The 22,035-nt window shown below is 69.9% G+C and carries 23 protein-coding genes; 17 read left to right on the top strand and 6 right to left on the bottom strand.

The annotated features are described in order from the left end of the window. The first annotated feature begins 21 nt into the window (after positions 1 to 21). A complete protein-coding gene (locus ACFQH9_RS04495; RefSeq protein WP_379564473.1) occupies positions 22 to 1,353 on the top strand; it encodes an MFS transporter in 1,332 nt (443 codons plus the stop codon). Between the two features lie 30 nt (positions 1,354 to 1,383). Beyond that, the gene (locus ACFQH9_RS04490) at positions 1,384 to 1,746 is read left to right on the top strand and encodes a DUF1330 domain-containing protein (RefSeq protein ID WP_379564471.1); all 363 of its coding nucleotides are present in this window, start codon (positions 1,384 to 1,386) and stop codon (positions 1,744 to 1,746) included. A gap of 41 nt (positions 1,747 to 1,787) precedes the next feature. Here ACFQH9_RS04490 and ACFQH9_RS04485 read toward each other — a convergent pair whose 3' ends face one another. Next, the gene (locus tag ACFQH9_RS04485) at positions 1,788 to 2,906 is read right to left on the bottom strand and encodes an FAD-dependent monooxygenase (RefSeq protein WP_379564469.1); all 1,119 of its coding nucleotides are present in this window, start codon (positions 2,904 to 2,906) and stop codon (positions 1,788 to 1,790) included. Between the two features lie 98 nt (positions 2,907 to 3,004). Then, a complete protein-coding gene (locus ACFQH9_RS04480) occupies positions 3,005 to 4,474 on the bottom strand; it encodes an MFS transporter (RefSeq protein WP_379564467.1) in 1,470 nt (489 codons plus the stop codon). A gap of 117 nt (positions 4,475 to 4,591) precedes the next feature. On the opposite strand from ACFQH9_RS04480, the gene ACFQH9_RS04475 reads away from it, so the two are divergent. Then, the gene (locus tag ACFQH9_RS04475) at positions 4,592 to 5,503 is read left to right on the top strand and encodes a helix-turn-helix transcriptional regulator (RefSeq protein ID WP_379564465.1); all 912 of its coding nucleotides are present in this window, start codon (positions 4,592 to 4,594) and stop codon (positions 5,501 to 5,503) included. A gap of 8 nt (positions 5,504 to 5,511) precedes the next feature. Here ACFQH9_RS04475 and ACFQH9_RS04470 read toward each other — a convergent pair whose 3' ends face one another. Next, positions 5,512 to 6,180 (bottom strand): TetR/AcrR family transcriptional regulator, encoded by a 669-nt coding sequence (locus ACFQH9_RS04470; protein WP_379564463.1) that lies wholly within the window; start codon positions 6,178 to 6,180, stop codon positions 5,512 to 5,514. Between the two features lie 225 nt (positions 6,181 to 6,405). Here ACFQH9_RS04470 and ACFQH9_RS04465 point away from each other — a divergent pair, with 225 nt between their 5' ends. The 7 genes from ACFQH9_RS04465 to ACFQH9_RS04435 all read left to right on the top strand — a co-directional run bounded on the left by ACFQH9_RS04465 (position 6,406) and on the right by ACFQH9_RS04435 (position 10,002). Next, entirely contained in the window at positions 6,406 to 7,395 is a 990-nt protein-coding gene (locus ACFQH9_RS04465; protein WP_379564461.1) for an NAD(P)H-dependent flavin oxidoreductase, read from the top strand. Continuing rightward, entirely contained in the window at positions 7,392 to 7,523 is a 132-nt protein-coding gene (locus ACFQH9_RS04460; RefSeq protein ID WP_379564459.1) for a hypothetical protein, read from the top strand. The genes ACFQH9_RS04465 and ACFQH9_RS04460 overlap by 4 nt, the downstream gene beginning before the upstream one ends. Positions 7,524 to 7,611: 88 nt before the next feature. Then, on the top strand, positions 7,612 to 8,118 hold the full coding sequence (locus ACFQH9_RS04455) for an FAD-dependent oxidoreductase (RefSeq protein ID WP_379564457.1): 507 nt from the start codon (positions 7,612 to 7,614) through the stop codon (positions 8,116 to 8,118). Between the two features lie 447 nt (positions 8,119 to 8,565). After that, on the top strand, positions 8,566 to 9,180 hold the full coding sequence (locus ACFQH9_RS04450) for a sugar ABC transporter substrate-binding protein (protein ID WP_379564456.1): 615 nt from the start codon (positions 8,566 to 8,568) through the stop codon (positions 9,178 to 9,180). Positions 9,181 to 9,321: 141 nt separating this feature from the next. Next, positions 9,322 to 9,582, top strand: coding sequence for an SDR family NAD(P)-dependent oxidoreductase (locus ACFQH9_RS04445; RefSeq protein WP_379564454.1), 261 nt, complete (start codon positions 9,322 to 9,324; stop codon positions 9,580 to 9,582). Between the two features lie 124 nt (positions 9,583 to 9,706). Next, positions 9,707 to 9,898, top strand: a complete 192-nt coding sequence (locus ACFQH9_RS04440) for an SDR family oxidoreductase (RefSeq protein ID WP_379564552.1) — start codon at positions 9,707 to 9,709, stop codon at positions 9,896 to 9,898. Continuing rightward, on the top strand, positions 9,853 to 10,002 hold the full coding sequence (locus ACFQH9_RS04435) for an SDR family oxidoreductase (RefSeq protein ID WP_379564452.1): 150 nt from the start codon (positions 9,853 to 9,855) through the stop codon (positions 10,000 to 10,002). Before ACFQH9_RS04440 ends, ACFQH9_RS04435 begins: the two co-directional genes overlap by 46 nt. 98 nt (positions 10,003 to 10,100) lie before the next feature. Here ACFQH9_RS04435 and ACFQH9_RS04430 read toward each other — a convergent pair whose 3' ends face one another. The 3 genes from ACFQH9_RS04430 to ACFQH9_RS04420 form a co-directional block, all read right to left on the bottom strand. Next, positions 10,101 to 11,852 (bottom strand): CocE/NonD family hydrolase, encoded by a 1,752-nt coding sequence (locus ACFQH9_RS04430; protein WP_379564450.1) that lies wholly within the window; start codon positions 11,850 to 11,852, stop codon positions 10,101 to 10,103. A 169-nt stretch (positions 11,853 to 12,021) separates the two neighbouring features. Then, the gene (locus tag ACFQH9_RS04425; protein ID WP_379564448.1) at positions 12,022 to 12,372 is read right to left on the bottom strand and encodes a helix-turn-helix domain-containing protein; all 351 of its coding nucleotides are present in this window, start codon (positions 12,370 to 12,372) and stop codon (positions 12,022 to 12,024) included. Between the two features lie 547 nt (positions 12,373 to 12,919). Next, positions 12,920 to 14,062 (bottom strand): acyl-CoA dehydrogenase family protein, encoded by a 1,143-nt coding sequence (locus ACFQH9_RS04420; protein WP_379564446.1) that lies wholly within the window; start codon positions 14,060 to 14,062, stop codon positions 12,920 to 12,922. Positions 14,063 to 14,273: 211 nt separating this feature from the next. Here ACFQH9_RS04420 and ACFQH9_RS04415 point away from each other — a divergent pair, with 211 nt between their 5' ends. The 7 genes from ACFQH9_RS04415 (at position 14,274) to ACFQH9_RS04385 (ending at position 22,025) form a co-directional block, all read left to right on the top strand. After that, positions 14,274 to 15,170, top strand: coding sequence for an SDR family NAD(P)-dependent oxidoreductase (locus ACFQH9_RS04415; protein WP_379564444.1), 897 nt, complete (start codon positions 14,274 to 14,276; stop codon positions 15,168 to 15,170). A gap of 58 nt (positions 15,171 to 15,228) precedes the next feature. Then, positions 15,229 to 16,152, top strand: a complete 924-nt coding sequence (locus ACFQH9_RS04410) for an alpha/beta hydrolase (protein WP_379564442.1) — start codon at positions 15,229 to 15,231, stop codon at positions 16,150 to 16,152. A 13-nt stretch (positions 16,153 to 16,165) separates the two neighbouring features. Beyond that, complete coding sequence (locus ACFQH9_RS04405; RefSeq protein ID WP_379564440.1) at positions 16,166 to 16,933, top strand: enoyl-CoA hydratase-related protein; 768 nt, start codon at positions 16,166 to 16,168, stop codon at positions 16,931 to 16,933. After that, positions 16,930 to 18,090 (top strand): acyl-CoA dehydrogenase family protein, encoded by a 1,161-nt coding sequence (locus ACFQH9_RS04400; RefSeq protein WP_379564438.1) that lies wholly within the window; start codon positions 16,930 to 16,932, stop codon positions 18,088 to 18,090. The genes ACFQH9_RS04405 and ACFQH9_RS04400 overlap by 4 nt, the downstream gene beginning before the upstream one ends. Positions 18,091 to 18,095: 5 nt before the next feature. Continuing rightward, positions 18,096 to 19,199, top strand: coding sequence for an acyl-CoA dehydrogenase family protein (locus tag ACFQH9_RS04395; RefSeq protein WP_379564436.1), 1,104 nt, complete (start codon positions 18,096 to 18,098; stop codon positions 19,197 to 19,199). A 73-nt stretch (positions 19,200 to 19,272) separates the two neighbouring features. Next, positions 19,273 to 20,394, top strand: coding sequence for an LLM class flavin-dependent oxidoreductase (locus tag ACFQH9_RS04390; RefSeq protein ID WP_379564434.1), 1,122 nt, complete (start codon positions 19,273 to 19,275; stop codon positions 20,392 to 20,394). Next, on the top strand, positions 20,391 to 22,025 hold the full coding sequence (locus tag ACFQH9_RS04385; RefSeq protein WP_379564432.1) for an AMP-binding protein: 1,635 nt from the start codon (positions 20,391 to 20,393) through the stop codon (positions 22,023 to 22,025). Before ACFQH9_RS04390 ends, ACFQH9_RS04385 begins: the two co-directional genes overlap by 4 nt. Positions 22,026 to 22,035: the final 10 nt, after the last annotated feature.

Here is a 22,035-nt window from a genome sequence, read left to right as displayed (position 1 = left end):
CAACGCCGAGGGGACGGCACGGTGACCGGCCGCCAGCGATTGATCGCCGTGCTCCTTCTCGGTGCCAGCTTCATGCTGTCGGTCGACTTCTCGATCCTGAACATCGCGTTGCCGGTCGTCGGGGACGCCGTGGGCCTGGACGTCGACCGGCTGTCGTGGGTGTCGACGGCTTTCGCGCTGCCCGCCGCCGGGCTGGCCCTGCTGTTCGGCCGGCTCGGCGACGTCTTCGGTCGCCGCGGGATGTTCATGGCCGGGCTCGCCGTCCTGGCCGGGGCGTCGCTGCTGGGGGGGTTCGCCGGCAACGCCGTCCTGCTGCTTGGGGCTCGCGCCCTCCAGGGGGTGGCCGCGGCGGCCACGGCGCCGGCGGCGCTGTCCCTGCTCATCACGAGCTTCCCCGACAAGCGGCTGCGGGCCCGCATGCTGGGCGTCAACGGTGCGCTGCTGTCCGGCGGGTTCACGGTCGGCGCGCTTGCGGGCGGCCTGCTCGTCGGAGGGCTGAGCTGGCGGTGGGCGTTCCTGGTCAACGTTCCTGTCGCCCTCGTGATCCTGCTGCTGACCCTGTTCGTGGTGCCGGTGAGCCGATCTCCCGGCGGAGTGCGGCTCGACGTCGCCGGGGCGGCGACGGTCACCGCGGGACTCCTCGGTGTCGTCTTCGGCATCACCGAGCGCTCCCTGCCGGCGTTGCTCGCCGGGGTCGTCCTGCTGGTCGCCTTCGTCTCGATCGAGCGACGGGCGCCCGTGCCGCTCGTCGCCCTCGACCTCCTGGTCAGGCGGTCGGTCAGGCTGGGCAACCTCGCGGTGCTCACGATCTTCTCCATGGAAGCCGGCCTGATCTTCCTCATGACCATCTACATGCAGGAGGTGCTGCACCTCGGGCCGCTGCAGACGGGTCTGGTCTTCGGCGTCCCCGGGCTCGCCTCGATCGCGGCCGGCGTCGTCGCGGGCCGGGTCATCGGACACCGCGGCGCCCGCCCCGTGCTGCTGACGGCGATGTGTGTCCAGGGTGGATTCACCGCGCCGCTCCTCTTGCTCGGCCACGGAGTGGTGTGGCTGTGGCTCCTGATCCCGGCGCTCTTCATCGGGTTCTTCGGCCACATCACCTCGGTCGTCGCGGCGACCGTCACGGCCACGACGGACGTGCCGGACGCCGACGCGGGCCTCGCTACCGGCCTGGTGACGGTGAGCCAGCGGACCGCGACCGCACTCGGCGTGCCGGTGCTCGGCGGCGTGATGGCGCTCCGGGGCGACCTGCTCTCGGGCATCCACCTCGCCCTCGTGGTGGACGTCGTGATCACGCTGGTCGTCATCGTCGTGGTCGCGGTCGGCCTCCGGCCGTCGGACGCCGTCCGATGAGCTGCGGCGTTCACGTGTGAGGAGTGGTACATGGCAATCGACCCCACTGGTGCGGACATGAAGGTGTTCCTGGCCGAGAGCCCGGACGAGCCCGTCACCATGCTGAACCTGTTGCGCTTCGTCGAAGGCGGGCGGGCCACCTACGACGAGTACATCGCGCACTTCCGGCGGACGACGGCCCGCTTCGGCGCCGAGGTCGTCTACTACGGCTACGGCCGCGCCCCGGTCGTGGCCGAGGCCGGCCAGGACTGGGACGCGGTGCTGCTGGTGCGCTACCCGAGCCGCCGGGCCTTCTCCGAGATGGTCCGCGATCCCGAGTACCAGACGGGCACCCACCTTCGGTCGGAGGCGCTCGTCGAGGCCGTGTTGCAGCCGACGGTCGCCGCTGGCTGAGCCGTTCCGGCGACCGTCGGGCGGTGCCTGCCGTGCGGTGCCTACTGTGCGGCCCCGCGGGGGGCGAAGGACCGGTTGAAGCTCTGGCCGGAGCGGACCAGCGACCGGGCCGCGTCGAGCCGCACCGCCCCGTAGCGGGTCAGCCCGGCCGCGAAGCCATCCGGCCGGTCCACTGTGTCCGCCAGCGCGTCCGCGAGGGCGAGGGCGTCCTCCGCCGACGCGCTGAAGCCGCTGCCGGTCATCGGGGAGGGGAGGTGGGCGGCGTCGCCGACGAGGCACACGCGCCCCGCCGTCAGCTGCGACGGCATGTACTCGCCGATGGGGGTGCCGATGACGTCGCGGCGGGTGATGCAGTCGACGATGGCCTCGCGCCAGGGGTCGGGCCAGATCTCCTGTGCCTCTTTGGCCAGCTCGTCGAACGTGGCGTCGGGGACGTCGGGGGCGCGGAGGGTGCGCTGGACGATGTTGCCCTCGACGGCCCCGCTGGAGCGCAGCAGGTCGTTGCGACCCGAGTCGTACCACCCCCAGCCTAGGCGCCGCTCGCCCCGCGCGCGCGACCCGTCCGCTCCGGGCAGGTAGTAGGCGTTGAGGCAGTAGTCGCGTTCGTAGAGGATCGCGAGATCCGAGTGCCAGGGACGGGACACGATGTCGGCCTCGTCGACGAGGCCGAGCCAGATGAGGTATCCGGAGAACGTCGCGTCGGGCGCGTCGGGGACCACCCGGCGGCGCACGACGCTTGCGTGGCCGTCGGCCCCGACGACGATGTCGCCCTGCACCTGCTCGCCGTCCTCGGTCACGACCCAGGCCGAGCCGTCGTCCTGGCCCACGTCGGTCACCCGCACGGGGGACCGGAGGGAGATGTTGGGGTCGTCGCGGACGGCGGAGCCGAGGGCGGCGTGCACGTCGGCCCAGGCCTGCCCGCCCGAGGGGATTCCGGCCGTCCGCCCGTGCGTGCGCCGACCGGTCAGGCGTTCCAGCAGCCCGTCGCTGACGGGCAGGGCGGCCCCCGTCCGCACCTTGCGGGCCGAGCGCTCCAGCATCGTCACTTGCAGCCCGATGCGCGACAGGGTCAGCGCGCTCATCAGCCCCGCGAGCGAGGCCCCGACGACGACGGCGGAGCCGAGGACCTCGGGGCCGTCCTGGCGATTGTGGTGTGGCACGAGCGATTTCTCCTCGGAAGTGAGTTCACGGGCACCCGTTTCCCCGGGCCTGCTTGGCATGGGGGTGGGCGGCGGGGTCGTCCACGGGTGGCGTCAGGTCAGGCTGCTCCGGCCATCCGCGCCTCGGTGGCCTCGGTCTGGTGCGAGTGGCGCAGGGCCCATCCGGTGATGGCCGCTCCGGCGAGGGCGAGCACACCCAGGCCGATGACGACGACGTGTAGGGCGTCGGCGAACGCGTACCCGGTCGGCTCCGGAATCCGCTGACCCTGCACCGCGGCCTCCGCCTGTTCGAGGGAGGTGCGGGCGGCGGTGAGCGAGATGAGGACGGCGGCGGTGGCGGCGACGGCGAGGGATTCGCCGGTGATCCGCATGGTGTTGAACATGCCCGCGGCCGAGCCGGCCTTGTCCACTGGGACTGTGCTGACCGCGGCGTTGTCCATGACGGAGAACGCGATGCCGACGCCGACGCCGACGAGCAGCAGCGGCAGCGTCGACACCCACGGTGAGCTGCCGCGGTCCATCACGATGAGCGCGATGCTGCCCACACCGATGAGGACCGGGCCGGCGACCAGCAGGGTGCGGACCGACCAGCGCGAGGTGAGCCAGCGGGCGGCCAGCGGCACCAGGAGCACGGGGACCTCCAGCGGGATCAGCTCGACCGCGGCCTCCAACGGGCTGGCCCCGCCGCTCTGGAGGAAGATGGGCAGGAAGACGTTCATCGCTGCCAGGCCGAAGGTCACCGAGAACGGCAGGCACATCAGGGCGGTGAACGCGGGCCGGCGGAACAGGCGGATGTCGAACATTGGGTGGCTGCTGCGGAGCTCGACGAGAACGAAGGCGACCAGCAGTACGACGGTGCCGCCGAACTCCACCAGGGTCCAGGTGCCCAGCCAGCCGTCGGTCCCGCTGGTGACGAAGGCCAGAGACAGCAGCAGCAGGGCCCCGCCGAAGCAGGCCATGCCGGGCAGGTCCGGCCGGGGCGCGGACTGGTCGCGCGACTCGTGGGCGTAGCGGGCGGCGACGAACGCCAGCGCGGTGCCGACCGCGATCACCACGAAGATCGACCGCCAACCCAGGGGAGCGAGCGCACCCGCGATCAGGGGGCCGGCGGCCGTGCCGCCGCCGAAGGCGGCGCCGAGCATGCCGAACACGCGGACCCGCTGCGCCCCGGAGGTGGCGTGGGCCAGCACGGCCGAGCCGGCCGAGACCGTGGCCCCGGCGGCCAGGCCCTGCACGCCGCGCAGCACGTCGATGACGACGATGTCGGAGGAGACCGCGATCAGCGCCATTGCGAGCGCAAAGGTCGCGATGCCGATGCGCAGCACGCGCTTTCGCCCGAACCGGTCCGCCAGGCTTCCGGTGGCGAGCACGGTGGCGGCGAAGATCGCGTTGTAGGAGTTTTGCACCCACTGGGTGCCGGCGGCGGACGCCTGCAGGTCAGCCGCCATGTCGGGCAGGACGATCGCCGGCCCCGTCACGGCGAAGGGCAGGAAGAACGAGGCGAGCAGGACCGCCCCGATGGAGAGTCGAGCCGGCGAGCGCACCGACGTCGAGAGATCGGAAGCCATGCGTCCAGGGTGGAGGACCCGGGGCCGGCTATTCAGGGTTGGTACGTACCTCGGCCTGCCGAACCGGGGTACTGGAATGTCTACCCAAGATCGTGCGAGCGGCCGCACACTGATGCCATGAGCGCAACGAGGCCCGGTGAGTGGAAGTCCGAGCTCGGGGAGTTCCTGCAAGCCCGACGGGCAGCCGTGTCACCGGCCTCCGCCGGGCTGCCGGCGACCGGACGCCGCCGGGTTCCCGGGCTGCGCCGCGAGGAACTGGCCGCGCTCATCGGCGTGTCGACCGACTACTACGTCCGGCTCGAACAGGGCCGCGGCGGCCGGCCCACCGAGTCCCTGCTCGACTCCATCGCCCGTGCCCTCCAGCTTGACGACACCCAACGGGCCCACCTCTACGACCTGGCCCACCCCCGGCCCCGACCCGTGGGGCGCCCGGTCAAGGAGCGCATGCCCGACCTGACGCGCCAGTTCCTCGAGACCCTCACCGTGCCGGCGCTCGTGATGACCCGCACGATGCAGGTGATCGGCTGGAACCGGCTGGCCTGCGCCGTGTTCGTTGACTACGGCGCCCTGCCCGAGGCCGAACGCAACTCGGCCTGGCTGCTCTTCCTCGACGAGGAGACCGCTGCGCGGCACCGGGACTGGGAGTCGTCGGCACGCGGCACCGTCGGCATCCTGCGCAAGACGGCGGGGGAGGACCCGGACAATCCGCGCCTCGCCGCACTGGTCGGGGAGCTAGCCGTCCGTAGCGAGACGTTCCGGCGGCTCTGGGCCGAGCACCATGTCTTCGAGAAGACCACCGGGATGAACCTGCTGCGGCACCCCGAGGTCGGCGACATCGACCTGTCCTATGTCGCCTGGACGACGCCGGGCGCGCCGAACCAGATGCTGGTCACGTATATGGCCGAGCCGGGCTCGAGCTCGGCCGAGGCGCTGCGGATCCTGGGATCGATGGCGGCGTCCTACGAGGAGGTGGGCAGCGCGCACGAGACGGTCCGGCGAGCGACGCCGCAGGCGCGAGCGCGCAACTAAGCAGTTGCTCAGGGTGGCGAGGCGGAGACCATCCGCTCGGCGAGGGCGGCGTAGGTCGCGGCGATCGACGACGGGCTTGAGGCGGGCCGCAGCGGGACCCAGCGCGCGAGGTCGATGCACAGCGACAGGATCCCGACGGTCGTCAGGTGCAGGTCCATCACCGAGAAGGCACCGTGCTGCGCGCCCTGGTCGAGGATGCCCCGCACGTAGGCCTCGATTGTCCTGCGCTGGGTCGCGACGAGCTCGAAGTTGACGGGCTCGAGCGAGGCGACCTCCCACTGCACGACGCGGCCCAGCATCGGGCTCTCGGCGTGCCAGAAGGCGAAGGCGTACACCGCACCCTTCAGCCGGGAGCGCGGGTCATTGCCCAGCTCGGCGCCGTGGCGGAGGGCCTCGAACGCGGCCGCGTGGCCGAGCAGGCACAGCTTGAGCAGGACGGCCTGTTTCGACGGGTAGTGGATGTACATGGCGGCGGGGCTCATGCCGGCTCGTCCGGCGATCATGCGGGTGGAGGTGCCCTGGTACCCGTCCTCGGCGAAGCAGTCCCGGGCGGCCACGAGCAGCCGGCGTCGCGCATCCGATTCCGTCGGCGGCAACGGGTGCAGCGGGTGCAGTCCCGATCTGAGGTACTCCGCCGTCGCGCTGCCTGCGCTCTCGTCCTTCGGTGAGTCAGACACGTCGACCTTCCCTGTGGCTGGTTCGACGCTACCGCGGCTCGCGTTGACAGGGCCTCGCCAGCCCTCATACGCTAAGCGTCTGCTTAGCGTTGTTCTCCCCCGGGCGGCTGCCCGATCGAGCGCGGCCGCTGCCAGTGTGCTCGCGGTGCGCCATTCGCCCGGACCGGCACGGCCCCACCGCACACGCCGCGCTGTGCAGAAGCCTCGAGGACGATTGGACAACCGGTGTTGAGAACCCGTTTCACAGAAACCTTCGGCATTACCCACCCGGTCCTGTGCGGCGGTCTGACCGCCGTCGGCACCGCGGACCTGATCGCCGCGGTCGCCGATGCCGGGGCGCTGGGGTTCCTCACCGCGCTGACCCAGCCGACACCCGACGCGCTGGCCAAGGAGATCGCCCGGTGCCGGGAGATGACCGACAGGCCGTTCGGGGTCAACCTCACGCTCCTGCCCACCCTGAAGCCCGTCCCCTACGCCGAGTACCGCGCCGCCATAATCGACAGTGGCATCGAGGTCGTGGAGACGGCCGGTAGCAACCCGGTCGAGCACGTCGCGGCGTTCAACGCGGCGGGTGTCAAGGTGATCCACAAGGCCGTGAGCGTGCGGCACGCGCTGAAGGCCGAGCAGCTGGGCGTCGACGCGATCAGCATCGACGGGTTCGAGTGCGCGGGACATCCGGGGAAGGATGACGTCCCCGGTCTGATCCTCATTCCGGCCGCCGTGCGCCGCCTCCGGGTCCCGGTCATCGCGAGCGGCGGGTTCGCCACCGGTTCGGGGCTCGTGGCTGCTCTCGCGCTGGGCGCGTCCGCGATAAACATGGGTACCCGCTTCGTCGCCAGCGACGAGGCTCCCGTCCACCAGAAGGTGAAGGACCAGATCGTCCGCAACAGCGAGCTCGACACCCAGCTCGTGTTCCGGGAGTTCAACAACACCGCACGCGTCGCCCGCAACGCGATCTCCGAGGAGATCGTCGCGCGGTCGGCCAGACCGGGCGCGACGTTCGACGACATCGCCGAGCTCGCGTCGGGTGCACGGGGCCGGTCCCGGGTGCTGACCGAGGGGAACATGGAGGACGGGTTGTGGTGGGCGGGGCAGGCCCAGGGCCTGATCGACTCGGTGAAGTCGTGCCGCGAGATCGTCGAGGACATCGTCGCCGAGGCCGAGCAGCTCATCGGCGCGCAGCTGCCCGGGCTGATGGCGGCGATCGCCCGGTGAGCGGCTTCACGACGCTGAGCCACGAGGTCCAGGATGGCATCCTCGTCGTCACGCTGAACCGCTCCGAGCACCTCAACGCCTTCACCTTCGAGATGGCGGACGAACGAGCTGGAGCGCACGTTCGGTGAGGTCAACGATCGCGACGACGTGCGGGCGGTCGTCGTGACCGGTGCCGCCGTCAACGGGCCGCGCCCGTAGAACAGGTGGAGGTCGCCGATGTCGGCGCCGGCATCATCGGTGCCAGCTGCGCCTTCCACCGCTCCGCGGGGCCTGGATGTCACCGTGCTCGAAGCCAACGAGGGACCGGACATGGAGATCACCGGCCGCTCGTTCGCTTCGATCCGTACCCAGTGGGCAGACGCCACCAACGTCATGCTGTCCTGGAAGAGCATCCAGACATACCGCGACTTCGAGTCACCGCACGGCGTGGACGTCGGCTACGAGGCATCGGGCTACCTGCTGTTGGTGCCTGAGGAGCTGGGACGCGCAGCTGGAGGCCGTGGAGCTGCAACGTTCGCTCGTAGCACACGTGGACGTCCCCTCCCCGTCAAAAAGCCCAGCGGCACTCGTCCTTCGACACCTCGGGTCTCGGAGGCTGCACCTGGGGGAGGGCCGACGGCATCGTCGATCCAACTCTGTCACCACGACCTATCTCGACCTGGCCCGACGTCGTGGTGCCACGGTCCGTTTCCAGCAGCCGGTGCGGGCCATCGAGCAGGCTGATGACGAGTGGCTCCTGACCACTCCGAAGACGGTGGTGAGGGCCCGATTTTGACCATCGAGAGGACGACGACGACCAGGAGGTGGGCTCGCGCGAGCGGCACGGCGGCGGTGGCGGGGATCCGCGTCGTCGCGGCCGGCTGCGGTTCGGGTGACTCCGGCAACGGCAACGGCAACGGCGATGGCGGTGGGAAGACCATCGCCTATCTCCAGTCGTACGGCTCGGGCCCGCCGAGCGGGCCATCACCGCAGGGATGAGGTGTCAGGCGAAGAAGAACGGTGACACGCTCGGCATCTACGACGCCAGCTGTGACCAGGGCAAGCAGATCAGCAGTTCAACACCGCCCTCACTCAGGGGGCGGACGCCATCGTGTCCCACGCCGTCAACCGGGCGGCGATGTACCCGTCCTACGCCCGGGGCAAGAAGGGCGGAGTCCCGCAAGGGACTTCGTGGGTGCGGACGAGAACCCACCGGACGCGATCTACATCGGCGAGGACCCGGCCACGGCGGCACGGATCACCGCGGAGGCCATCGTCAGGGCCAGACCCACGGGCGCCAAGGTCGCGATGATCGGCGGACCTCCCGCCGCGGCGGGGGCGACACCGCGGCAGGCCGCGTTCAGGGCGGCGGCCGAGAAAGCCGGTATCGAGATCCTGGGCCAGGCGGACAGTCTCACTCTCACCCTGGACGACGTCCAGGAGAAGGCGGCGTGCCTCCTCCTGCGCTACCCGGACGCCAACGTCCTGTGGAGCATCACCGCCGGCGCGGCGGGCATCACCGGCCGGTCGCTCAGGGCGAGCGCCATGGCGGTCGACACCGACGTCATCACCATCTACATCGGGGCGACGTCGGATTTGGCCAAACAAGTCGAGGCCGGTTCGCTCACCATCGTGGTCGACAACGTGGTGTACGAATGGGGCGAGGAGCTCGTCAACCTGTTGAACGGCGGCCTGTCCGGCAAGCAAATCAGCAAGCCCAGCGATCCGCTGGGCATCACCGGCAAGGTCTACACCAAGGATGACATCGCACAGTGGGCGTATCCCGAGGACCGCTGCAAGGAATAGCGGGCTTCGGCGAACGATCGAACGAGACGAGGAAAGGTCTGCTGACTGTGACGAACAAGGTGGCACTGGTCACGGGTGCGGCGATGGGGCTGGGCCGTTCCATCGCGCTCCGTCTCGCTGAGGACGGCCCTCGATGTCGCCGTGGTCGACCGAGACGAGGAGCTCGCGCGAAGCACCGCGAAGGAAATTGCGGGCCTGGGCCGGCCGCAGGAGCATCGCGGTGGTCGCCGACGTCAGCCGGCGGGACCAGGTGTTCCAGGCTTTGGGCAGACGACGACGGAGTTGGGCTCCCTCGACGTCACGGTCAACAACGCGGCGATCAACCGCCTGGAGCCCATTCTCGAGATCACTCCCGAGAACATGGACGAGATGTTCCGGATCAATGTCCACGGCATCTTATAGGGCATTCAGGCCGCGACTGAACTATATCGATACCGGGATCAAGGGCACCATCATCAATGCTTCGGCCGGCGCAGGTACCGAGGGCTTCGCGATGATCAGCGAATACTGCTCCACGTAATTCGCCATCCGGGGGCTCACCCAGGCCGCAGCGAAGGAGCTGGCACCGCACGGCATCACCGTAAACGCGTACTGCCCCGGTGTGGCATGGACGCCGGGGTGGGAGAAGCTGGATGACGAGTTCGCGAAGAGCAACGGCGCCCACAAGGGGCGATGTTCGAGGAGTTCAAGAACCTCGCGGCCCTGGGCCGCGCGCTGACTCCCGAGGACGTGGCTGGTGTCGTCTCCTACCTGGCGGGCCCGGACGCCGGGTTCATGACGGGGCAGTCGCTGATCATCGACGGAGGAATCCTCTTCCAGTGAGGCCCCCTGTGGGCCAGGCATGTGACGTCTGGCCACAGGGGTCGGGAGGTCGGAGTTCGGGGGGCCGGCCCGCTCACACGCCGGCATCGGTTCACCCGCTACCGGGGAGGCACGATCGCGGCGAGCAGGTGTGAGGTCCGCTCACCTCCGCCGTACAGGGTTACCTCGTTGTCGTAGACGTCCGCGGGCCGGCGGAGCGGGTCGACGTGCGGCCATATCGAGGATCCGCGCATCTCGATGCCGGACTTGCCCCACATGACCGTCTCGCGGCCGTGGTCGAAGTCGACCCCTGCGACCATGAGCCCGAGCCGGTAGCCCGGTGGGACGACGATGTTCGTCGGCCAGATCTCGACGTCGAGCTCGTACACCTTGTCCGGGAAGAGCGGCTGGACCGTGTCGTGGCTCAGGTACGGGCGGAACGGGAGACTCTGCGCCTCGTCGAGCTTGCGCTGGGAGGCACGCAGCCAGCCGTTGCTGACGGGCATCTGCGGGTCCGCCATACCGTGGAAGAGCACCTCGATGCCCTCGGGGTCGAAGAGCCGCAGGGTGAGGAAGAGATCGGCGTCGACCGTCGAGGAGGAGGCCCACAGCTTGACCGCCTGCGGCCCGCAGATCTCGGTCTCCTCCGCCATGGGGGGCGTGAGGAACGTGACTCCCTGCTTGTCGAACCCCCGATAGGTGACCTGGGCCTGCTCCGCCGGCGGTGTGTCCGTCAGGGCCAGGTTCTCGACGTCCAGGTACAGCTTCGTCCACCGGGTGCGCGCCAGCGGCCACTCGGTCTCCGGGCGGCGCTCGGAGACCGTGTCGGCCGCGGTGCGGACGTGCAGCTGGACCGGGGGCTGGGTCCGCACAAACTCGTCGTCGCCCTTGAGCACGTAGTCGAAGAATCGGCGCTGCAGCGCCACACCCTCATCGGTGTACATGCCGGCGAAGGTGCCGTGGGACTGCCGGATGACGAGCCACTTCTCCTCCGATGCCGCCAGCATGAAGCCTTCGCAGTTGCCCCGTAGGTGGACCCCCACGGCACCCCAACTACCGACGGACAGCAGCGGCACCTCGATCTTGTCCCACTTTGCCCTCCTCCAGTCGTAGAGCCCGGAGTCGAGCGGGTTCTCCATCAGCATCGGGTACGGGTCGGCGATGTTGGCGTCCAGCTGCTCCTGGGTGAGCTCCTCGTCGCCCGACACGAGCTTGCCGGTGAACTGGTTGCGGAACCCCCGCGCGCCGAGGCCGTGCTGGACCGACTTCACCTGCGAGTCGGCCCAGGACTTGTAGAAGGTGGACGGGATCCCGCCGTGGTAGCTCAGGCCGCGCAGCATGTCGCTCCACGCCTCCCACGCGATCATCCCGGCGTGGTGCGGGGCCTGCCGGCCCGCCACGAGCCACTGGGAGACGGCGAGGTTGGACATCCCCATCGTCCCGATCTTCCCTGTGGACCACGGCTGCGCGGCCGCCCACTCGATCGCGTCGTGGTAGTCCTGGGACTCCCGCGGCGAGTAGTTGTCGAGGTAGCCGGGGGAGCGGCCGACGCCGCGACAGTCCACGACGACGACGGCGTACCCGTGGGGGATCCATTTCTCGGGGTCGACGGCCTCGAAGGAGATGTACTTGCCCGACGTCCCCTCGGCGATCTCGGGTGCGGTCTGCAGCGCGTTCTCCCACGCCCCGGGATAGCCCTGGCAGAAGGGAAGGTCCTTGGCGTAGCTGGTGAGTGCGAGCACGACAGGGTACTCGCCCTCCTCGGGCGGGAGGTACACGTTCGCGCGCAGGTCGATCCCGTCGTCCATCGGGATCGGCTCGTCGTACAGGATCCGCATGTCGACGACCGGTGTGGCGTCGTACTCGTCCATCTTCCATCCTTGTCGTTCTTCGGCGCGTTGGGGCGGTGCTCGCTCTCGGCAGGAGGAGGGCCGGTCCCGCCGGTCCGGACTCGTGGTAACGACGGTAGGTCGGGTTCGAGCGCGCCGAGTGTGTCAATCCCGGACGTGGCCCAGCCAGATGCCGCAGACCGTGCCGGAGCTAGAAAATGTCCAGGACGACGAGTCGGCGATAGAGGGTCGAGCGGGAGATGCCGAGGTCGTCGGCGGCCTTCTTGTTGCTGTTCGCAGTGTGGAGTGCGCTGATGGTGGCCGCACTCTCGACCTGTTCGAGCTCCGACAGCCGTCGCAGGACATGCTGTCCGCTGGCTACGGCTTCGACGGCGTGCTCGAGGTACCGGGGCCACGCGGGACTCCTCCCAGGCGGCATCGCGGAGAGGTCGGGCGGACCCGTCCGCGCGCGGCGCTGCAGGTCCACACCGCCCATGCGGAGCGCGACGACCGCACCCGCCATGGCGTCCGGGGTGTCGACCCGGTCGATCGTCGCGTACACGGCGGGCTCTCCGGCGTGCAGGATCAGCTTCCGACGGCCATCGACGATCGCGCGCCGGACCTTCTCCTGCAGGGCTTGGCGATCGAGGCCTTTAACATGTCGTCCGCTAGCGGGTTGGCGATCCTCATCCGCTCGTTCATGGCGACGATCGCGCGACGGTATCCGCGGCGATCTGCTCGCAGGCAACCGTCCAGCAGGGCCCGATCGGCGGCGGCGTAGCCCGAGAGCAGCCGCTCCGCGATCTCGCTCGCCAACCGGATCACGAGTGGAATCACCAGTTCAGAGGCTCGGTCGGTGNCGGCGGCGGCGTAGCCCGAGAGCAGCCGCTCCGCGATCTCGCTCGCCAACCGGATCACGAGTGGAATCACCAGTTCAGAGGCTCGGTCGGTGGACGAGACGAAGTCGATCGCCCCCTCCAGCGTTCCCGAGACCGGATGGATGAGGCGTGGTCCCACTCGGGGTAGCAGTTGCGCCCACAGTATGTGTTGGTCGGGGGTGGCGGTGTGTCTCACGGTTCCTCCGTACCAACCAGTGGCGCCCGTCCCGGTCAAGCGCTGCGGCTGAGGTGGCGGGCGATCACCATCCGCTGGATCTGGTTGGTCCCCTCAAGGATCTGCAGCGCCTTCGCCTCTCGCATCTGCCGCTCGACGGGGAACTCGGCGGTGTAGCCGAGGGCGCCGTGGACCTGGACGGCATCGGTGGTCACCCGCATGGCCGCGTCGGTGGCGAGCAGCTTCGCGATCGCGGCCTGCTGGGCGAACGGCAGCCCGCGATCGCGACGGCGTGCCGCGTCGAGCATGGCTCCGCGTGCACCGGCGACGGCGGCGGCCATGTCCGCGAGCAGGAAGCCGAGGCCCTGGTGCTCGATGATCGGCTTCCCGAAGGTTCGGCGGTCCTTGGCGTAGCTCACCGAGTGATCGAGTGCCGACTGGGCCAGGCCGACCGCCACGGCGGCGATGCCCAGCCGTCCGCTGTCGAGCGCCTCGAGGGCGATCTGCAGTCCGCGGCCTTCGCCGCCGACCAACCTGTCGGACCCGATCCACACCGAGTCGAAGTCGACCGTCGCGGTAGTCGGTCCGGCCATGCCCATCTTGCGGTCCGGCGGGTGGACGCCGATGCCGGGGGAGTCGGCCGGCACCAGGAAGCAGGAGATGCCGCGCGTGCGGTCGTCGGAGGTTCGGGCGAAGACGGTGTAGAAGCCGGCCTCACCACCATGCGTCACCCAGGCCTTGCTGCCGGTGATCTCGTACCCGTCCTCGACCGGGTGGGCCCGCGAGCGGATCGCCGCCGGGTCGGAACCGGCATGGACCTCGGACAGGCAGTAGCCGCCAAGTCCCGCACCCGAGAGCATCTCGCCGAGCCACCGCTCGATCTGGGCAGGCGTGCCCCAGGTGGCCAACGGCTGGCACGAGGCGGTGTGGACGCTGATCCCGAGGCCTACGCCCGCCCACGCCCCGCTGATCTCCTCGAGTGCCTGGAGGTAGACCTCGTAGGGCAGGCCAGCCCCACCGACCTGCCGCGGATACGGCATGCCCAGCAGGCCTAGCTCCCCCAGCCGTCCGAGGACGGCCCGGAGCCCGCCGGGCTGCTCCTCGGCGGCGCGCGTTCGCAGCTCCTCCTGGGCGAAGCGACGGGCTCGGTCGACGAATGCCTCGGCTTCTGCGGAGGGCAACAGTCTGTGTGCGGGCATGACGGGACCCTAACCACCGCTCGCGGCCGGGAATCGGTCTCTGTTCGGGTTTGAGACACTCGAGTACCTCCGGTTTGCGCCTAGCGTCGGGACTGCGATCGAGCACCGGCGAACGGGGGCCGGCAAGGTCCCGGAACTCTTTCGGAAAGATCGAGAACGGGCGCCGGTCGTGGGATTGTGCATGATCACCTGACTCAGGGAGGAGTGAGGCATGTCGGGTCAGCTGGACGGCAAGGTTGCCGTCATCACAGGTACCGGTCGAGGCATCGCGCGCAATGTCGCCCTTCGGTACGCCAGCGAGGGCGCCAAGATCATCGGATGTGATCTCAACGAGGAGACGGCGGCCGAGACCGTCGAGCTGGTCCGGAAGGCCGGCGGCGAGATGGAGGCGCTCTACCCGCTCGACCTCACCGTCGAGGAGAACGCGCACCGTCTCGCCGAGTTCGCCGCCGAGACTTACGGCGGAATCGACATTCTCTACAACAGTGCGGCACAGTTCCGCATCGGCACTATCGAGGACATGACGCTGGAGGACTGGAAGTTCTCGCAGGACAACGTCCTGACGCTCCATTTCCTGGTCACCAAGCACGTGATTCCGCACATGCGCAAGCGCGGCGGTGGCTCCATCGTCTTCGTCGGGTCGACCACGGGGATCCTCGGTGCGGGGTACCCCGGCAACCTGAGCTTCCTGCTTTCCTACTGCTGTGCGAAGGCGGCGATCCTCCGGATGACGGTTATCCTGGCCAACGAGCTCGCCGAGATCGGTGTCCGTGTCAACTCGATCACCCCCGGCGCGGTCGGGACGGAAGCCGGCCTGGTGTTCTACGGCGAACCGGGTACCGAGAGCCGGCGCGTCTCCGAGCTCGGGACGCTCGTGCCGCGGCTGGGCGAGCCGGATGACATCGCCAACGCGGCGTTCTTCCTGGCCTCGGACCAGGCGTCCTGGGTGACCGGGCAGAACCTCATCGTCGACGGCGGCCTGGTGGCCTCGGGAGGGATGGGCCCGGCGACGCCCGAGAACAAGGCGGCGATGGCGCCGGTGGTCAAGCAGTTCTCCGTCGTCGACGACAAGTGGACGACGACGGGCGAGCCCAAGCCTGCTTCCTGATTACCGGGCCCGCGGGATCGCCGCTGTCACCCGACAACTCTTCACGAAAGGAAATGCAGTGGAGCGGAGGATCGAGTTCCAGAGCGAGGGTGAGACCGTCGTCGGCACTCTCTACCGACCGGACGGACGCGAAGGCCCGCTGCCGACGGTCATCGGCGCGGGTGGCTGGTGCTACACGAAGGAGATCGTGCTGCCGCACGTAGCGCGTTTCACCGGTCAGCACGACGTGCAGTTCCTGGCGTTCGACTACCGCGGTTTCGGGGAAAGCGGCGGCAAGCGCCGCCAGCACATCGACCCCTGGGCCCAGATCCAGGACTACCGCAACGCCGTGACCTTCGCGGAGCGGTTGGACGAGGTGGACGAGAACGCTCTCGGTGCCTTCGGGATCTCCTACAGCGGCGGCCACGTGCTCATCCTGGCGGCCATCGAGCCGCGGCTGAAGTCCTTCGTGTCCGTGGTCCCCGTGGTCGACGGGTACGCGAGCCTGAAGCGTGACCACGGCGAGGTCGACTTCCGGCTCCTCGAGAACGAGCTCCTCGAGGATCTCCGGGAACGCTTCGACGGCGGCGGGGGCACGAAGGCGATGTCGTCCCTCACCCCTCACGAGGACCGCCCCACCTGGCCGTTCCCCCAGGCCTACGAGGTCTTCAAGGTACTCAAGGAACAGGAGGCCCCGCTGCACGAGCACTGGAGCACGACCGAGTCGACCCAACACCTCCTCTCCTACAGCGTCTTCTCGTTCCTCCCCAGGATCGTGGAGCGCGACGTGATGATGATCGTGGTCTCGGGTGACAACATCACGCACGTCGACCTCGAGATCGATGCCTTCAATCGCATCCCCTCGCCGAACAAGTCGCTCAAGGTGCTCCCGGTCGGGGGCCACATGAGCCTCTACTCCGACCGACGTGACACCAACCTCGCCGCGACGCACGCCGCCGAGTGGTACCGGAGCACGCTGTCGGCCCGGTCGCAGCATGCCTGAGGCGCCGACGACGATGACGTCCTTCGAGCACCTGACGGTCAGCGTGGAGGACCGCATCGCGACCGTGCAGCTCGACCGGCCTCCGGTGAACGCGTTCACGCAGGAGATGTACCTCGAGATCGAGAGGTTGTTCTCCACGGTCGACGAGCAGGCGGACGCGGTGGTGCTCACCGGGGCGGGGAAGCATTTCTGCGCCGGGAACGACCTCAACGAGTTCGCCACCTTGACCCCGGACAACGCCGACGGCCGGATGGAGATCGTTCGCCGGGCCTTCTTCGCGATCCAGGACTGTGCAGTGCCCGTAATCGGCGCGGTCAACGGCACGGCGGTCGGCACCGGTCTGGCCATCGCGGCCTCGTGCGACTTCGTGGTCGCGGCCGAGAACGCGCGCCTGGGCGTCCCCGAGATCGGCGTCGGGGTCATGGGTGGAGCGCGCCATCTCGCCCGGCTGGTACCGGAGCCGTGGGTCAGATGCATGTACCTCACCGGGGACCCCCTGCCAGCGGGGGCGCTGCGGGCGCTGGGCGCGATCGTCGAGGTGTGCCCTGCGGACGAGCTGGTCGAGACGGCGCGGGATTGGGCGGCCAGGATCGTCCGGCACAGCAGCGCGGCGATCCGCATGGCGAAGCGGTCCCTGCGGGAGATCGAGACCATGGACATCAAGAGCGGGTACACCTTCGAGCAGGGACTGACGCGCGAGTTCTCGGGGCACCCGGACTCGCGGGAGGCTGTCCGCGCGCTGATCGAAGGCCGCGCACCCGAGTTCGGGCGGCGACCGTGACGCCGGCCGGGGCGGATCCGCGCGATCTGGAGGCGTACCGGCAGCGGGCGCGCAGCTGGCTCGAGACCGCCGCACCGACCTCCCTCCCGGAGGACTACCGGCTCCGGACGGAGGCGCTGCGGACGTGGCACCGCACCCTGTACCGGGCGGGCTTCGTCGGCATCGACTGGCCGGCGGAGCACGGCGGCCAGGGCCTGACCGTCGAGCACGCGTTGGCCTTCATCGAGGAGTCGGCGCGCCTGGGAGCTCCCCAGCCTTTCGGGGCGATCGGCCTGCACGTCGTGGGTCCGACCCTGCTCCGCCACGGGACCGACGAGCAGCTCGCCAGGTTCGTCGAACCGCTGCTGGCGGGCGAGGAGGTCTGGTGCCAGGGCTTCTCCGAGCCCGATGCTGGATCCGACCTCGCCTCGCTGCGCACCCGGGCGGTGGTCGAGGGCGACCGGTTCGTGCTCAACGGGCAGAAGATCTGGACCAGCTGGGCCGACGACAGCGACTGGTGCGCGGTGCTCGCCCGCACCGATCCGGACCAGCCGAAGCACCGGGGCATCAGCTACCTGCTGGTGGACATGACTACGCCCGGTGTCACCGTCCGGCCGATCACGCAGATCACGGGTGACGCCGAGTTCTGCGAGGTCTTCTTCGAGGACGTGGCCGTACCGCGGACGAACCTCCTGGGCCCGCTGAACGGCGGGTGGGATCTCGCGATGCACACCCTGGCCCACGAGCGCAGCGGGTACGCGCTCCGCAGGCGTGCCGAGCTGGAGGTCTCGTACACGCAGTTGCTGCACGCGGTCCGTGAGGAGCGACCGTCCCCGGAGACCGCGGCGGCGGTCGGCGGGACCTATGTCGCCCTCGGTGGCCTGGCCGCCTTGTCGCGTCGCGCCGTTCGACGAGCACGCAACGCCGAGGTGCCGTCCCCGCTGGACTCGGTCGACAAGCTCGCCCTCGCCCACGGCGAGCAGCAGCTGTTCGGCACCGCGCTCGACCTGCTGGGTGCCCATCGCACGGCACCGCTGTCGGCCGAGTCCGGGCTCGACGGCGAACAGATCGTCAGGGACTACCTGCACGGTCGGAGCGCCTCCGTGTACGGGGGCTCCGAGCAGATCCAGCTCACGATCGTCGCGGAACGGCTCCTCGGACTGCCGAGGACGAGGTGAGGGAGATGACCGCGAGCAGCTACGCGACGGAGTTCGAGGTCGCGGCGATGGAGTTGCTGGACGCCCAGATGGCCCGCGGACCGATCCGGGAGCAGCGGGAGAAGGCCGGATGGAGCGAGTCGCTCTGGGCGGCGTTCGTGGACGCGGGCTGGCTGGACGTGATGCTCCCGGACGACCTGGGCGGGCTGGGACTGGGGATCCGCGAGATCTCGGGGATCTTCACCGCGGCGGGCAAGCAGCTCGTACCCGGCCCCCTCTTCGACAACGCCGTCGCCGTACCCCTCGTCGTGAGCGGGGCGACCAGGACCGAGCACCTCCGGGCTCTGGTCGCCGGCCGGAAGAGGATCTCCCTCGCGGACGGCGCCGCGAGCTCGCAGCCCGCCGAGAGCAGGCCCCGCATCGCCGACGGCCGACTCTTCGGCTCGGTCGACCTGGTCCGCTGCGGTGGGGGGACCGTCGAGCACCTGCTCGTCGTCGTCGAGCATCCGGAGCCCACGCTGGTCATGGCCTCGACCGCGACCGCCGGTCTCACGAGCCGGCACCGACGTTCCTTCGACCCAGCGGCCGAGTGCGCGCAGGTCGTGTTCGACGGGGCCGAGTTCGAGCCGCTCTTCGAGAACCGGTCCGGCGAGCCCGAGCGGGCGGCCTCCCGGATCACGCAGCTGCGGGACGCCGCCCGCCTGCTCTACGCCCACGAGGCGGCCGGCACCGCGCGCCACCTGCTGGACAGCGCGGTGTCGTATGCGAAGGAGCGGGAACAGTTCGGCCGTCCGATCGGGGCGTTCCAGGCCGTCGCCCACCTCCTGGCCACGCTGGCCACCAGGCAGCTCACCCTGGAGGCCGCCTGCGAACAGGGCCTCGACCTGTGGGACGGCGACCCGGTTCGGCGCGGTGTCGCCGCTGCCACGGCCAAGGCGATCGCCGCGGACGTCGGCCGTTCGGTGGGGGAGGGCGCCCTCCAGGTCCACGGAGGAATCGCCTTCACCCACGAGTTCCCGCTGCACCGATGGCACCTGCACGCCCTGAGCCTGCAGGGTCTCTACGGTGACCAGCGAGTGCTCGCGGCGGAGCTGGGGCATCTGCTGCTGCACGAGGGGCTCGAACCCTGAGGACCGCACGATTGGGCCCGGCACCTGCACCGGCCGGAACACCGTCGAGAACTCTACGAGGAAGTGGAGCGACATGATCGAGTTCGGACTGCTGTACGACTGGCGGAACCCACCTCGTCCGGAGTGGCACGTCCCGTGGCAGCGCTTCTATGCCGAGGGCTTCGACCACATCGCCGAGATGGACCGCCGGGGCGTGGACGTCATCAGCTTCGGCGAGCACCACGGCGACGTCGACGGGTTCAACCCGCACATCGTGGAGTCGCTGGTACTCGCCGCGCAGCGAACCAGCCGCGCGTCGCTCGGCACGGCGGTCATCCAGCTGCCGTACTACCACCCCGTGATGCTGGCCGAGCGGCTCGCCTTCGTCGACATCCTCTCCGGCGGCCGTCTCCGCTCGCTCGGGATGGGCCAGATCGGGTCCCCGTGGGACGTCGAGATGGAGATGCTCGGCGTGAACACCAAGCATCGGCCCAGCCTTCTGGAGGAGGGGCTCGAGCTCCTGCACCGCTGCTGGACCGAGGACGAGCCGTTCGACTACGTCGGGAAGCGTCACCGGGGCAAGCACATCCAGGTGATCCCGAAGCCCCTGCAGCGGCCGTCGCCGCCGATCCACGTCGTCGGTGTGAGCGAGACCTCGGCCGATCGCGTGGCCCGCATGGGATTCGACATCGGTGCGCCCGGTGGCTTCTTCGACGGCCTGACGTCGAAGGAGCGGTGGGACGAGTGGTGGCCGATGTGGCAGCGCGTCTGCGCCCGCCACGACCGCAACCCCGCCGAGGTGAAGATCTCGGTGTTCGGGCAGTGTTTCGTCACTGACGATCCCGAGCGGGCGGCGGCGCTGCACGGCGCGTCCGTCGAGTACTGCCTGACGTGGGAGTCGCGGCCCTCCATCCACGTGTACTCGGACGAGAGCCTCCGGCACGGCGGCGACAAGGGCCTGATCGCCGGTCTCGACCTGCGCCGGATCTTCATGACCCCCGAGGAGGCGATCGCCGAGTTCCGGGGCACCCATGCCGAGCGGGCCCCGGACGAGCTGCTGCTGCTCGCCACGCGCCCGGGGATGAGCTGGGAGGAGGCCGCCGAGTACCACACCACCTTCAAGGAGAAGGTCCTTCCTCACCTGCAGGACCTGCCGACGAGTACCCGGGCAGCTGCCGGTGCCCCCCGGCCGCAGGAACGGGCCACGGTTCGGTGAGCACGACGCCGACCGGACACGTTCGAGGCCGGGACGCACCGCAGGCCCGGCGGGGCGAGGAGCTGCTCGACGCCCAGCTCGACCGGGCGGCGGAGTCCCACGGGTCGCGAACGGCCATCGTGGACGGCACGCACCGCCTGAGCTACCTCGACCTGGCCCGGCGCGTCGACAGGATCGCCGGCGCGATGCGGCGGCGGGACATCGGGCCCGGCGACGTCGTGTCGTTCCAGCTCCCGAACTGGTGGGAGGCCTCGGTCGTCCATTTCGCCGCGATCCGGCTCGGCGCCGTGAGCAATCCGCTCGTGCCGATCCTGCGTCGACGCGAGCTGTCCTTCATCCTGACGCAGGCGCGGTCGAAGATGCTCTTCGTCCCGGCGACGTACCGGGGCTTCGACCATGCGGCCCTCGCCGAGGAGCTGTGTGCCGAGGTGGCGACCCTCGGGACGAGTGTCGTCGTGCGGGGTACGGAGGGTCGTGCGCCGACGTTCGCGGAGCTGCTCGACGAGGGTGCCGAGGACGGGCCGCCCGCCGCGGCGAGGTCCGCGAGCGATCCGGTCCTGCTGATGTACACGTCGGGGACCGAGGCCCGGCCCAAAGGCGTGCTGCACAGCCACGAGAGCCTGGTGTACGAGAACCGCACGATGATCGAGAGGTTCTCGCTCTCCGAGCGCGACTCGGTTTTCATGCCGTCGCCGGTGACCCACATCTCGGGCCTGCTCTACGGGATCCACCTGCCGGTGGCCTTGGGGACGAAGGCCGTCTTCCTCGACCAGTGGCGGCCCGAGCAGGGACACGAGCTCGTCCGCGCCGAGGGATGCACGTTCACGGTGGGGGCCACGCCCTTCCTCAAGGGGCTCGTCGATGCGGCGCCCGACGACGCCGAGGCAGGCCCGATGCGCTGTTTCGTCTGCGGGGGAGCGGACGTGCCGCCGCAGCTGATCCGTCTTGCCGAGGAGAAGCTGGGCTGGGTCGCGGTGCGCGCCTACGGGTCCACCGAGTTCCCGACGCTGTCCGCCGGGGGGCCGGACGATCCCCTGGAGCGCAGGGCGACCACCGATGGGCGGATCCTCGGGGCGGCGGAGGCGCGGGTCCTGACCGACGACGGCACCGAGGCGCCACCCGGGACGGTCGGCAACCTGTACGTGCGCGGCCCGGAGGCGTTCCTCGGCTATCTGGGCCGGGCGGCCGGCGAAGCGGCCGATCCCGAGGGGTGGATCGACACCGGCGACCAGGCGGCGATAGACCCGGAGGGCTACGTCAGCATCCTGGGGCGCACCAAGGACATCATCCTTCGCGGCGGCGAGAACATCAGCGCCAAGGAGGTCGAGGAGATCCTGCTTGGGCATCCCGCGGTCCTGGAGGTCGCGGTGGTGGCGATGCCCGACGAGGTCCTCACGGAGCGGGCGTGCGCCTTCGTCGTGACCCGGCCGGGGACCTCGCTCGACCTCGCCGAGATCTCCCGTCACCTGGAGTCGCGCCACCTCGCGCGCCAGAAGTTCCCGGAGCGGCTGGAGCTGGTGGATTCGCTGCCGCGGACGGCCAGCGGGAAGGTCCAGAAGGCGGTGCTGCGGGGACAGGTGAGGGACCAGCTTATTGCCGAGGGCCGGACGGCCCTCGGAAGCGCTCGGTGAACGCGGGCCG

It is taken from the genome of Pseudonocardia lutea, from assembly GCF_042658055.1.
GTDB classification, from domain to species: domain Bacteria; phylum Actinomycetota; class Actinomycetes; order Mycobacteriales; family Pseudonocardiaceae; genus Pseudonocardia; species Pseudonocardia lutea.
The sequence above is the reverse complement of the archived record's forward strand: the minus strand, read 5'-3'. Positions and strand labels throughout refer to the sequence as shown.